Source organism: Methanoculleus sp., assembly GCF_030019085.1.
Taxonomy (GTDB): Archaea; Halobacteriota; Methanomicrobia; order Methanomicrobiales; family Methanoculleaceae; genus Methanoculleus.
Genome location: NZ_JASEFJ010000003.1, coordinates 58,506 through 71,088, shown reverse-complemented (window position 1 = coordinate 71,088; position 12,583 = coordinate 58,506). Strand labels below are relative to the sequence as shown.

8 protein-coding genes and 1 tRNA gene are annotated in these 12,583 nt (G+C 55.8%); 3 read left to right on the top strand and 6 right to left on the bottom strand.

Annotated elements, in window-relative coordinates:
• Nucleotides 1-16 precede the first annotated feature (16 nt).
• Nucleotides 17-1,099: a non-hydrolyzing UDP-N-acetylglucosamine 2-epimerase gene (gene wecB, locus QMC91_RS02450; protein WP_300234834.1), complete on the top strand. Its 1,083-nt coding sequence runs from the start codon at nucleotides 17-19 to the stop codon at nucleotides 1,097-1,099.
• 81 nt (nucleotides 1,100-1,180) lie between these two features.
• Here wecB and QMC91_RS02445 read toward each other — a convergent pair whose 3' ends face one another.
• The gene (locus QMC91_RS02445) at nucleotides 1,181-2,296 is read right to left on the bottom strand and encodes a glycosyltransferase family 2 protein (RefSeq protein ID WP_300234831.1); all 1,116 of its coding nucleotides are present in this window, start codon (nucleotides 2,294-2,296) and stop codon (nucleotides 1,181-1,183) included.
• Nucleotides 2,297-2,310: 14 nt separating this feature from the next.
• Nucleotides 2,311-3,846 carry a glycosyltransferase family 39 protein gene (locus QMC91_RS02440; RefSeq protein WP_300234828.1) on the bottom strand — a complete coding sequence of 512 codons (1,536 nt, stop codon included), beginning with the start codon at nucleotides 3,844-3,846 and terminating at the stop codon, nucleotides 2,311-2,313.
• Nucleotides 3,847-3,990: 144 nt separating this feature from the next.
• On the opposite strand from QMC91_RS02440, the gene QMC91_RS02435 reads away from it, so the two are divergent.
• Together QMC91_RS02435 and QMC91_RS02430 are read left to right on the top strand one after the other, a co-directional pair.
• A complete protein-coding gene (locus tag QMC91_RS02435; RefSeq protein ID WP_300234825.1) occupies nucleotides 3,991-4,629 on the top strand; it encodes a hypothetical protein in 639 nt (212 codons plus the stop codon).
• Nucleotides 4,630-4,762: 133 nt separating this feature from the next.
• Nucleotides 4,763-4,834: transfer RNA gene (locus QMC91_RS02430), tRNA-Arg, on the top strand.
• 401 nt (nucleotides 4,835-5,235) lie between these two features.
• Here the strand turns inward: QMC91_RS02430 and uvrB are convergent.
• From uvrB to QMC91_RS02410, 4 genes are all read right to left on the bottom strand, one after another.
• Nucleotides 5,236-7,179 carry an excinuclease ABC subunit UvrB gene (gene uvrB / locus QMC91_RS02425; protein ID WP_300234822.1) on the bottom strand — a complete coding sequence of 648 codons (1,944 nt, stop codon included), beginning with the start codon at nucleotides 7,177-7,179 and terminating at the stop codon, nucleotides 5,236-5,238.
• Entirely contained in the window at nucleotides 7,176-8,726 is a 1,551-nt protein-coding gene (gene uvrC / locus QMC91_RS02420) for an excinuclease ABC subunit UvrC (protein WP_300234819.1), read from the bottom strand. Before uvrC ends, uvrB begins: the two co-directional genes overlap by 4 nt.
• A gap of 174 nt (nucleotides 8,727-8,900) precedes the next feature.
• Nucleotides 8,901-11,705 (bottom strand): excinuclease ABC subunit UvrA, encoded by a 2,805-nt coding sequence (gene uvrA, locus QMC91_RS02415; protein WP_300234815.1) that lies wholly within the window; start codon nucleotides 11,703-11,705, stop codon nucleotides 8,901-8,903.
• 173 nt (nucleotides 11,706-11,878) lie between these two features.
• A complete protein-coding gene (locus tag QMC91_RS02410) occupies nucleotides 11,879-12,334 on the bottom strand; it encodes a ferritin family protein (RefSeq protein ID WP_300234812.1) in 456 nt (151 codons plus the stop codon).
• Between the last annotated feature and the right edge of the window lie 249 nt (nucleotides 12,335-12,583).

Genomic DNA, 12,583 nt, shown 5'->3' with positions numbered 1-12,583 from the left:
CGTTCCACAAATATTGATGAGGATTGCGATCATTCTCGGCACGCGCCCTGAGATAGTCAAGATGTCTCCGGTGATACGTTCATGTCTTGTACGATCCGTTGATTTCTCAATAATTCACACCGGCCAGCATTACTCATACGAGATGGACCGGATCTTCTTTTTCGAACTCAAACTTCCAGACGCTGCATACAACCTTGAGGTTGGTTCCGGAACACATGCTACACAGACTGCGCGCATGCTGACCGGTCTTGAGCGGATTCTGCTTGAGGATCACCACGACGTCGTGCTGGTCCAGGGTGATACGAACACAGTGCTTGCCGGGGCTCTGGTAGCCGCAAAAATTGGTGTCCCTCTGGGTCATGTTGAGGCTGGATTGAGGAGTTATGATCGTTCGATGCCAGAGGAGATCAACCGGGTAGTTGCCGATCACTTGAGCGATTTTCTTTTTGCACCGACAGAAACGGCTGCCTGCAACCTGAGAAAAGAAGGACGGCCTGACCCAGCAATATTCGTAACCGGCAATACCGTCGTCGACGCTGTTCTTCAGAACCTCTCTCTCGCTGCAGGGGATGAGACTATCTTTGCAAGGCTCGGCATTGAGAAGGGTGGCTACATCCTTGTCACCGCACACCGCCAGGAGAACGTAGACAGGCGGGAGAACCTTGCCGGTATACTGAAAGGTATTGAACTCGTAGGCAACGAGTTTGGCGTCCCGGTTCTCTATCCGATTCACCCCCGCGCAAGAAAGATGATTGAGCGGTTTAACCTGCTGGTTCCAGATAATCTCCATCTCATCGAGCCTCTCGGGTATTTCGATTTCCTCCTTCTTGAAGCCTCAGCACAACTTGTCCTGACCGACTCAGGAGGCGTCCAGGAGGAATGTTGCATCCTCCGGACACCTTGTGTGACAATGAGGAAGAACACAGAGCGTCCCGAAACGGTCGTTGCAGGAGGGAACATACTTGCAGGGACGGATCCTGAGGCTATACTCTCCGCCGCCAGGGCGATGGTTCTCAGGCCGAGGAACTGGGAGAACCCATTTGGCGATGGTAGATCAGGCGATAGAATCGTCGGGTATCTCCAGGAGAAATTTGTGTGATGGGGGTAAGTTGGTCGCGATGTTATGCCTGTGGCTTGCGTGCGAAGTCGGTGGTGCACAGGGGTTGAACGGCCAGCCCCATCATATGCTCTTCCATGTGAAGTGTCGGTTGATCATAAAGTTCCAAGCAAACGCTGCAAAGATCCCTGCAAGGTTCGCGATGAGATAGTAAATCCCTCCTACCTCTACAAGGAGGTAGAGTATCAGCATATTGATGGCGAGCCCACCCATTGAGACCGCCTGGAACGACACAAACCGGTGGAGTCTACGCCTGAGCCTGAGTTTCCCTTCTGATTTAAATGTCCAGAGATCGTTCCATACGAAGTTGTTCACGATCGAGGTCTCGATCGCGATAGCTGCTGAGACGAGGTAATAGATGCCAGCAACCTCCGTCAGCACGTAAAGGAGGCCCATGTTGACAAAGATGCCCGAGAGTCCAACAATCCCGAATCTAACAACCTTTGTCCACTCCGTCCAGACCGGACCGATGCGGTGTGTGACCGCGAACCAGAGGATGCCACAGCACTGCCGGATGTAATCAAGCATAGTCTCCAGTCGCAGTTTGCTTTCCCCTTCTGCGCGGTCCCTGAAGACAAACGGAATCTCGACAAATGAGCGCCACCGGCCCTTGCCGAGGACCTCCATCAGGATCTTGTAGCCCTTTGGTGCGAGAGGAGCGCCGTCCACGACCTCTCGGCGTACGGCAAAGAACCCGCTCACGGGGTCGGTAACCTCAGGAAATAGAATACGTCCAAACGCCGTGGCTCCCAGAGATAGAATCCGTCGCTTGAGTGGCCACTCCTCGATATCCCCCCCTTTCATGTACCTGCTCCCGATGGCTATATCCGCACCATCACGTATAGCCTCGTAAAACCGGGGGATAAGTTCTGGCGGGTGGGAGAAGTCAGCGTCGATGATCAGGAAGATATCCGATCGCGCTGCCCGGAACCCATCTACAACCGACTGGGAAAGGCCATGGTCTTTCATCCGGACGATCAGGCGCACGTTCTCGCACTGCCCGGTGATCTCCTGTACGATCGGGATCGTGCGGTCATCTGAGTTGTCGTCCACAACCAGGATCTCAGCCTGGATCCCGCTCTTTGAACAGACATCGTTTACCGCATCGATGATAGCGGCGATATTCTCCTCCTCGTTAAAGGTTGGGATGATCACCGAGAGGTCGTAGCGTTCGGTCATGGTAATTGATCTCGCTAGGTCGATCTGAAGAGGTAGATCCCCATACGCTGCCCGACAAACTCGGCATTCTTATCAAGCCAGACCAGAGCGTCTCCCGTTGGGTCGACAGCGAGGATATCAGCGGTTACCACATAAAACACACGCCGGCCGGGGTATTGTTCCAGGATCGCATCGAGGTCCTCCCCTGTATTCGCCCCAACTTCGATCGTCCCATCGGTGGTGTTGCTGTAGTAGTAGTCGAGCGGCTGCGACATATAGGGGGGCAACACTACAATGAGATCGCCATCTACCGTCATACCCGCGAGTTCCTCAGAGAACCCTCGCCAGTCGTTCTTCTGCGGCGTCGTGTAGTATGTCGCAAGGAATGGCGTGCTGATCAGGAACACCGCTGTGATCGCAAGGTATATTGCTCTTTTATCCCGGACGATAGCGTAGAGCGCTGGATACGATGATGCTATGCCTACGAAGTAAACTGGCAGGAGGTAGATGAGGTAACGTGGGATCATCGGCATCCTTGAGGAGAGGAGGAGGCTTGCTGCCAGCGGGAGGATCATCATGAAAACGAGGAGGAGCGATCCATTTCTATCCTCGCGCCATGTTGAGATGACACCGATCAAGAAGAGGATGATGAATAGCACCATGATCAGGTCGTTGAATCCAGATATCTGGAGCAGCGTCTGATAGATGACGTTGACGCCCTGGATGCCGTAGGTTGGGGCTGATGATGTCCTCACGAGGAACAGTTCGGCCGTAACGATGAGCAGAGGAAGGGTAATTACGATGAACACAACGATCGAGAGTGCTATATTTCGTGCGGTCCCCAGATCTTTATGGATCTCCCCAACCTGGGTGATCAGCGCGTGCAGGACAAGGACTGCGACTGGGACAAACGCGTAAAAGTGTGTCCAGAAGGCAATCGCTGAAAAGATCCCGAATAAAACCCAGGAACGGGTCTCATTTGATCGGTATGCTTTTATATAGAAGAGCAGCGCAAGCGAGAAGAAGAAGAGCATCGGGGCGTAGGCCCGGGCTTCCTGTGAGTAGAAAATGTGGAAGGGTGAGAACGTGAGGAGCGCTGCTGCAAGGAGCCCGACGTTTTTATCGCGGAACTCTTTCCCAATGAGGTAGATAGCGGGGATCGTAAGGACACCAAGGAGCGCAGGGAGAAACCTGAGCACGAACTCGCTCTCCCCGAAGAAAATCATCCCGTGCTCCAGCCAGTAAAAGAGCGGTGGGTTGAACTCTCCCGCAGCGACGCTTGCCCAGATCCCACCAAGCGATTGCCGGGCAAACGTGAGGGTTGTGGCTTCGTCGAGCCAGAGTGAGTTCCCACCAAGGTTGTAGAACCTGAGTATAAACCCGACAAACGTCAGTCCGAGGAGGATCTGGATATACCTGGATGTCCTGATTGTCTTCACGACCCTCTCGAGCAAAGAGACGTCTGAGGGTACAGGTGAGGCGATCCCGGTATCAAGGTCGCCTAAATCGTCCTGTCCCCTCTGTGCCGGGCTTACGGTTTTCTTTCCTTTCTTCCCCTGCTTTTTGCTCATCTTTATCAACAAAAATTGACGCCAGGCGCAGATATACGTTACTGGTTGCGTTTATCATATGGAGTAGTGGGTTGAGCGAGGCACTCTCATAACCGCGAGAGGATTGATAAAGACATATATACCCTGCTGCGCAACCCCTCTACGATGATGGTAGGCCATATACCTTTTATGGCAGCTGCGGTTCTGCTGGTCATCATCCTTGCCTCTGCCGGGTGTGCGGAGTTGCCGCCAGGTGGAAATACAGGGTGGTCGGGTTCGATTCCTCCGACGGAAGAACCTGGTAACGGACAGGGTTACAACCCCGGCTACCTGACGCCCGCCACCCCCTATCCTACGCCGACACCGAACGATCTTGCGGCGCCAACGCTCAGCAGGTTGCCTGAGGCCCTGCCGACGACAGACCCTTACGTGACCATCTATCATAAAAAGACGAAGTTTGAGCAGACTACAGAGGCCTACTCATTCAACCTGACCAGACCGCCGCTTATCATTGAGTTCGACGTGGAACCAAAGATGATCACACGCGAAAAACATACCACCAGTGATTATGGCGATAAAGATGACATTGTCGTCACACAGAGATACCCGAGTGAGAACGCCTGGTTCATGGTGACCGTCCGGGACAGCGCGACAGGTAAGATCGTGGCGGAGGAAGGGTTCGGGAAGGGCTTCAGCGTTGACACCCACAAAAGGATCTTTATTGGCAGGTACGGGGATTACCTGATCCAGTTCTCTGGAAACGAGGTTACAGTGGAGATCCTGGTGCGCGTCGGTGGCGTGTAGTCGTATGGATCAAGGATACACAGCAGCATTCCTGGTGACCTGTGTATCCACACTGGCTCTCCCCATAACCCTGTGAGCAATCCTTTTTAACCAGGACAACGCTAGTTGTTAGGGTAAACGGATTCGTTCTCGTGTCCCGGTAGGGTAGTGGATATCCTAGAAGCCTGCGGAGCTTTTGACCCGGGTTCAAATCCCGGCCGGGGCGTATTTTCCGATTTTTTATTATTTCGGGCTCAAGTTACGTGGCAGGCCCGGATTAGGAGGGTGATACCCTTCAATCTCCCTTCGAGGCAATTCCTCCAGGGTCAGGTACGGCGTAAAAAGGATTCTTATAGTATCTCTCTGAACTATCAGCACCGGGGAACCGTTCCACCACGACATGGATTTCGTGGGGTTCACCACGGAACCTCCCTGAGAGATGATAGCTTGTCCTGGCGAAGAGCCTGTTCACCCGAGCCTTTGCCCGACTCGTGTCACGCCGCTGGTTATCGCTCAATGACAGGATAATACTACAAAACGTCTTTTTCCCCGCACTTGAACGCATCGAGGGACGTCTGTAGGTGTTCTTGTGAACCTGCTCGTAGTAATGGCACCCCCTCTGCTCTCTCAACACCTGGCCTTCTTTACCGTCCCTTCTCCCTGCAGTCTCCGGATGATGTCCCGGATGGCAATCGCGCGCTCGAACTCCAGGCGTTCCGCCGCCTCCCGCATCTCGGCCTCGAGTTCTATGACCAGGTTCGGGATCTCGGCCTTCGGGACGTGCCTTATATCCTTGATATCGACCTCTTTTTCGCGGATCGGTTTCTTGATGGTCTGCGGTGTGATCCCGTGCCGCGCGTTGTAATCAAGTTGCATCGCCCGCCGCCGCTCTGTCTCCGCCAGAGCTCTCCTGATCGAGTCGGTCATGGTGTCGGCGTAGAGCACGACCTTTGCGTTCGCGTTCCTGGCAGCCCGGCCGATCGTCTGGATCAGGCTCCGGGCGTCGCGCAGGAAACCCTCCTTGTCGGCGTCCAGGATGCCGACCAGTCCAACCTCGGGGATATCGAGTCCCTCACGCAGCAGGTTTATCCCGACCAGCACATCGTACTTCCCAAGGCGTAGTTGCCGTATGATCTCCGTCCGCTCAAGGGTATCGATCTCTGAATGGAGGTAACGGGTCTTTATACCCTGATCGGCCAGGTAGTCCGAGAGTTCTTCAGCAAGCCTTTTCGTGAGCGTCGTCAACAGCACCCGGTCGCCGCGCTCGATGGTGGCCCTGATCTCTGCCATAACGTCCGGGATCTGCCCTTCGATCGGCCTGACCTCCACCGCTGGATCAACGAGCCCCGTCGGCCGGATGATCTGCTCAACAACGTTTGAGCGTTTAAGCTCGTAGTCTCCCGGGGTTGCCGAGACGAAGATAACCGTTCGCATGTAATCTGTAAACTCGTTGAACTTCAACGGTCTGTTGTCAAACGCCGATGGAAGACGGAACCCGTATTCCACAAGTGCCTTCTTCCTCGAGTAGTCGCCGTGGTACATCCCCCGAACCTGCGGGAGGGTCTGGTGACTCTCGTCGATCACCATCAGAAAATCGTCCGGGAAGTAGTCCAGTAAACAGTAGGGCTTCTCCCCGGGTTTCCTCCCGTCAAAGTGGCGTGAGTAGTTCTCGATCCCCTTGCACGTCCCGGTCTCCCGGATCATCTCGATATCGTAGAGCGTCCGCTGGCGCAACCGGTGCGCCTCGAACATCCCCAGGTTCGGGAGCCATTCCTCGAGTTCCTCCTCGATCGAGGCGATCGCCCGCTCTTTTGTCTCCTCCGGGACAACAAAGTGGCGGGCTGGGAAGACGAAGAAGTAGTCCATCGTCCCGACCCTCTCTCCGGAAGTCTTATCGATCTCGCTGATCCGGTCGATCTCATCCCCGAAGAGTTCGATCCGTACGATGTTGCTGAAGTAGCCCGGGATCAGGTCGATTGTGTCGCCGCGTGCCCGGAATCGACCGGGAGCAAGTTCGATATCGTTCCTCTCGAACTGGATCTCCACGAGTCGCCGTAGGATATCGTCACGTCTCATCCGGTCGCCGACCTTCAACTCGAACCCCAGACCCCGGAAGTTCTCGGGGTTCCCAAGACCGTAGATACATGAGACCGAGGCGACCACGATGGTATCAGGGCGGGAGAGGACAGAGGCGGTGGTGGCAAGTCGCATCTGCTCGATCCTTGGATTGATCTGGGCGTCTTTCTCAATGTAGAGGTCGCGTTTCGGGATGTAGGACTCTGGCTGGTAGTAATCGTAGTATGAGACAAAGTACTCCACCCTGTTCTCCGGGAAGAACGACCTGAACTCGTTGTAGAGCTGGGCTGCAAGCGTCTTGTTGTGGGCGAGAACCAGCGTTGGTTTCTGGACGTTCTGGATCACGTTTGCTATTGTGAAGGTCTTACCTGATCCCGTCACCCCAAGCAGCGTCTGGAACCGCTCACCGCTCTCGATACCGGCGGTGAGTTTCCGGATGGCGTCGGGCTGGGAGCCGGTGGGTTTGAAGTCCGCTGTGAGTTGAAACACGGTCATGGTACCACCATCTTCTTCCGCAGGTTTCTGTGGTAGGTGATCGCAAACCGGTGCGCTTCGTCGCGGATCTCCTGGACGAAGAGTGATGCCTTCTCGTGACGGTCAAGCGACAGGGGGTGGGAGAAACCCGGTATGAAGACTTCTTCCTCGCGCTTGGCGATGGCCGCGATGGGTATATCGAACCCGAGTTCCCGGAGCACGGCAGTTGCTGCTGCTAGTTGCCCTTTTCCGCCGTCGATCAGGATCAGATCGGGGAGTTCCCCGCCCTCCCTCTTCAGCCGGCTGTAGCGCCGGCGCACGACCTCCGCGATCGCCGCGAAGTCGTCGATACCCTCGACCGTCCTGATCCGGAACCGGCGGTAGTTGCGCCGGTCGGGTTTCCCGCAGTGGAACCTGACCATCGAGCCAACCATCGCCGTTCCTGATAGGTGGGAGATATCGAAACACTCGATCGCGATCGGGAGGGTCGGGAGGTGGAGATGGCGTTTGAGTTCCTCGAGTTTGATCCGGTCGCCAAAGAACGTGATCTCCACGTTCTTCCTGACAAGGTCGAGCAGGTTTTTCTTCTCGCCCCGTTGCGGCACCACAAGACGGACCTTACCTCCCCTGAGGTGTGAGAGGTAAGTGGCGACCGCATCATCTACTGGTTCGGGGAGGATCACCTCCTCCGGGGGTTCATTGTCAGCGTAGTAGCGGGCCAGGAACTCCTCGAGGAAGCCTTCAGTCTCATCGAAGGTGTACTGGTGTTTCCCGGCAAGTGTTCCACGGTCAACGTTGAAGAGCATCAAATAAACGGTTCCATCGTTTCTGACATAGTTGATGATATCCTCGTTGTAGGTCTTCTGCCGGTCAACATGTTGACGCTCGCGCAACCGCTCGAGGGCAGCAATCTGGTCCCGGAGATCCATCGCCCGTTCGTAATCGAGGCGTTCCGCTTGTGCCGACATCTCCTCCCTGAGTGTCCTGATGAGCCCGCCGATATCACCTTTGAGGACTGCCTCGGCCCTCCGGACGCTCTGCTGATACTCCTCCTCGCCGATCCTCCCGATACAGGGGGCGCTGCATGATCCCATGTGCGCACGCAGGCACGCTCGCCGGGGTAGGCGTCGGCATGAGCGGAGCCCGAATAGCGATTTTAAAAGCTTGAGAAGATCATCACGTTCTTTTGCCGAAACAAACGGCCCGTAGTAACGGCCTTTTCCGTCGGGTCCACGGGCGACATGGATCCGTGGGAACGGTTCGTCGGTGATGTGGATGTAGGCATAGGTCTTCGAATCTTTCAGGTCGATGTTGTACTTCGGCTGGTGTTTCTTTATCAGGGTGTTCTCCAGGATGAATGCCTCGACCTCGGTGTCGGTGACGATGAAGTCGATCCCGGCGATGGCGTCTACCAGGCGTGCTGTCTTCGGGTCAAGGTCGTGCCGGGAGAAGTAACTTGAGACGCGCTTCCGGAGGTTCCTGGCCTTACCCACGTAGATGACCGTTCCCTCCTCGTCAGAGAATAGGTAGCAGCCAGGTTCGGTTGGAAGGGTTGCAGGGTCGATCATGGTTCAGGTGTGGTATTTTCTAATACTCTTTCGGAGAGAGGGGGATCCTAGTCAACGCCGTCGTTGACGGCAGCACGCGCATATGTGAATACAGGAGGTGGAACCGATAAAGTCTTTGTAGACATGTGTCTCGGAGGGGGTGTTGCAACTGAATCGCAGCCGGTGCTTTATCTCTCATGGTTTCAGGATCTTTTTCAAGAACGCTCCGGTGTGGCTCCCCTCAACTTCCGCGACCTCTTCGGGGGTTCCCGTCGCTATGACCTCGCCGCCTGCGTCCCCGCCTTCTGGCCCCAGGTCGATGATGTAGTCGGCCGACTTTATGACATCCAGGTTATGCTCGATCACGACCATGGTGTTCCCCCGCGCCACAAGATCGTCCAGGACGGCGATCAGGTTCTTCACGTCATGGAAGTGCAGCCCCGTCGTAGGTTCGTCGAGGAGGTAGAGCGTCTTTCCCGTCGCCCGCTTCGAGAGTTCACGGGTCAGCTTTATCCGCTGCGCTTCGCCGCCAGAGAGGGTTGTGGAACTCTGGCCGAGCTTGATGTAGCCAAGCCCCACACGTGAGAGCGTCTCGAGTTTGTTCCTGATAGAGGGGACGTTCTCAAAGAGGACCAGCGCCTCCTCGACGCTCATATCGAGGACATCGGCGATTGATTTGCCCCTGTACTTCACCTCAAGTGTTTCGCGGTTGTAACGCGCTCCCCGGCACTCCTCGCACTCGACGTAGACGTCAGGGAGAAAGTTCATCTCAATCTTGATGAGCCCCTCTCCCTGGCAGGCTTCACACCGCCCGCCGCGCACATTGAACGAGAACCGCCCGGCGTTGTAGCCACGGACTTTTGCCTCTTTTGTTCCGGCAAAGACCTTCCTGATCTCGTCAAAGACCTTGGTGTAAGTTGCCGGGTTCGAGCGCGGTGTCCGGCCGATGGGGCTCTGGTCGATGACTATCACCTTGTCGATCTCTTCGTCGAATGTGAGGGTATCAAACTCGCCGGCGGGTTCGCGTGAGTTATGGAGTCGCTGCATCAGTGCGCGGTAGAGTGTGTCGTAGATGAGTGTTGACTTCCCCGAACCCGAGACACCGGTTACAACCGTCAGGACGCCGATCGGGATCCTGGCATCGATGTTCTTGAGATTGTTTGCCCGGCAACCTGTGAGCCGGATGAACCGATCGCTCCTTCTGCGCCTGGCGGGAACTTCGATCTTCAGATCGCCCGCAAGGTACCTTCCTGTGAGCGAACCGGGATTTGCTGCGATGACTTCGGGTGGGCCTTCCGCGACTATTTCGCCGCCGTGGAGCCCCGCTCCAGGTCCCATGTCCACCACCCAGTCGGCGCTCCGGATGGTCTCCTCATCGTGCTCCACCACGATCAGTGTGTTGCCGAGGTCGCGGAGGTTTCGGAGGGTGTCGAGCAGTTTCCTGTTGTCGCGCTGGTGCAGCCCTATTGAGGGCTCATCCAGGACGTAAAGGACGCCCGTGAGGTTTGATCCGATCTGGGTTGCCAGACGTATCCGTTGTGCCTCGCCGCCGGAGAGGCTCCCGGTGCCCCGCGAAAGCGTCAGGTAACCGACACCTACCTGCTCCAGAAACTCGAGACGGGTGATGATCTCCTTGAGAACCTGTTTTGCGATCTCGCGCTCGGTCTCGGTGAGTTCCAGCGTCCTGAAGAACGAAAGCGCTTCGGTTATGGAGAGGTCGGTGACATCGACGATAGACTTCCCGGCGACCTTCACGGCGAGTACTTTATCCTTGAGCCTCCGGCCGCCGCATTTGGGGCATGGAAGGACGCGCATGAACTTCTCAAGTTCCCGGCGGCGGTAATCTGATCTCGTCTGGCTGTGAAGCCGTTCTGCCTGGGGCACAAGCCCCTCCCATCTCCCGGTATGTGACCATGAGGAGTCGCCGTTCCTTGCCTTCACCGAGAACCGGAGTCGTTCGTTCGAGCCATACATAAGTGCCTGATACTGCTGCTCGGTAAGATCCTTTATCGGTGTCAGGAGGGAGAATCCGTATCGATCGGCCACCGCAGCGAGGTGGTGCACCCGGTAGCCGTCAACATAGTTCCTGTAGAGAGCGACGGCGCCCTCGGCGATGCTCTTGTTCCTGTCAGGTATTATCAGATCGGGGTCAAACTCCATCCGGATCCCGAGGCCGTTACACTCTTCGCAGGCACCGAAAGGGCTGTTGAAGGAGAACATCCGGGGCTGGAGTTCTTCAAACGCCGTTCCGCAGACCGGGCAGGCCATGAGTGAGGAACAGGTCTCCTCGTGTCCTTCGTTATCGACTGCGATGACCAGTCCTCCGGACTTTTCAAGAGCGTTCTCGACGGCCTCGGCAAGTCTTGAGCGCTCATCTACGGATAGGCGGTCGATGACAACCTCGATATCGTGTTTGCGGTAACGCTCCAGGGTGATCTCCTCGTCTGTCCGCCGGATCTCGCCGTTCACGCGTACGCGGGCATAACCTTCACGGTTGAGGTCGCGGAAGACCTGCTGGTATGTCCCCTTCTTCTGCCGGACTATCGGGGCAAGGATGGTGACCGTCCCGGTCATTATTGAGGCGATCCTGGCGGCGATCTTCTCAGGCGACTGCGCCTCGATTGGGATCTGGTGCACCGGACAGAAGGGTTTGCCAACCCTGGCGAAGAGAAGCCGGAGGTAGTCGTAGACTTCGGTGACGGTGCCGACGGTGCTCCGCGGATTCTTTGATGTGGTCTTCTGTTCGATGGATATGGCAGGAGAGAGCCCTTCGATGCTGTCGACGTCGGGTTTCTGCATCAGACCCAGGAACTGTCGGGCGTAAGCGGATAGTGATTCGACGTAGCGCCGCTGCCCCTCGGCGTAGATGGTGTCAAAGGCGAGCGTGGATTTTCCTGAACCGGATACACCTGTAAGGACGATAAGTCGGTCGCGCGGGAGTTCGACGTTGATATTGCTGAGGTTGTGTTCCCGTGCTCCCCTGATGATGATCTTCTTCATTTGGGTATCCAGATATTTTTGCCTTACTTCCTCATAGCCATTTGCCAATAGGAAGATTTAAATGTCAAAAACAAGAGGGAGGGTGATGGCCGGACGGCATCGGATGTTCCGACCGCCTCTGTCACGGCAGTTTGAGCGCGAGTAAAAGTTGTTGTGTGAGGTGGTGGTACCTATCACCACGCCTCGGGATATGCCATGTTTGTGTAGATGTCCTCGAGTCGGGCTTTGTGTCCCTTCTCCATGTTGGCGAGTTGTTCAAAGACCATCTTCTGCTCTGCGTCTGCAGAGACCCTTGCCAGCCGGCTGTACATCTGTGCAGCCTGTAATTCTTTCTTGATAGCGAGGAGCAGACCGTCGAGCGGCTTCATGTCGACGGAGAGTTCGGGCTCGTCGAGAGCGTCGGTGACCTTGTAGTCGGGAGCCGCTTTGAAGTGCATCTCCTTTGGCCCGCGGGTAAGCACCCGCTGCAGGTACTCGCGGTGGCTCTTCTCGTCCTCGGCAAGGTCGAGGAAGATGGTCTTCAGGCTTTTGTCTTTCGCCTTATCGGCAACCGATTTGTAGAAGGTGTACGATTCCACTTCGCTGTCTATGGCACTGCTAATGATCTTCTCAAAATCCTCTGATTTCATATCTCTACCTCCATGATCCTCTGCGAAAGCAGAGTCCGTTCGCGTTTATTCGAACGTTGCAATATAGGATATTGAACGGTTAAATCTTTTGCCATTCTCACTCCGGAACCGGGTCACCCTCTTAATCTGGCTATGCTGCAGATCGGTGCACGTAATTACCGCCAGGTGGGAGGAATGCGCCTTTCCAGATTACTTTTATACCCTCCTGTCCGGAGATATTTACAGCAGCATAACGGGAGGACTTTTTCT

Excerpts from the sequence above, each read along its gene's own strand:
- QMC91_RS02410 (WP_300234812.1), bottom strand. The coding sequence starts at position 12,334 with ATGAAATCAGAGGATTTTGAGAAGATCATTAGCAGTGCCATAGACAGC.
- wecB (WP_300234834.1), top strand. The coding sequence starts at position 17 with ATGAGGATTGCGATCATTCTCGGCACGCGCCCTGAGATAGTCAAGATG.
- QMC91_RS02440 (WP_300234828.1), bottom strand. The coding sequence starts at position 3,846 with ATGAGCAAAAAGCAGGGGAAGAAAGGAAAGAAAACCGTAAGCCCGGCA.
- QMC91_RS02435 (WP_300234825.1), top strand. The coding sequence starts at position 3,991 with ATGATGGTAGGCCATATACCTTTTATGGCAGCTGCGGTTCTGCTGGTC.
- uvrB (WP_300234822.1), bottom strand. The coding sequence starts at position 7,179 with ATGACCGTGTTTCAACTCACAGCGGACTTCAAACCCACCGGCTCCCAG.
- QMC91_RS02445 (WP_300234831.1), bottom strand. The coding sequence starts at position 2,296 with ATGACCGAACGCTACGACCTCTCGGTGATCATCCCAACCTTTAACGAG.
- uvrC (WP_300234819.1), bottom strand. The coding sequence starts at position 8,726 with ATGATCGACCCTGCAACCCTTCCAACCGAACCTGGCTGCTACCTATTC.
- uvrA (WP_300234815.1), bottom strand. The coding sequence starts at position 11,705 with ATGAAGAAGATCATCATCAGGGGAGCACGGGAACACAACCTCAGCAAT.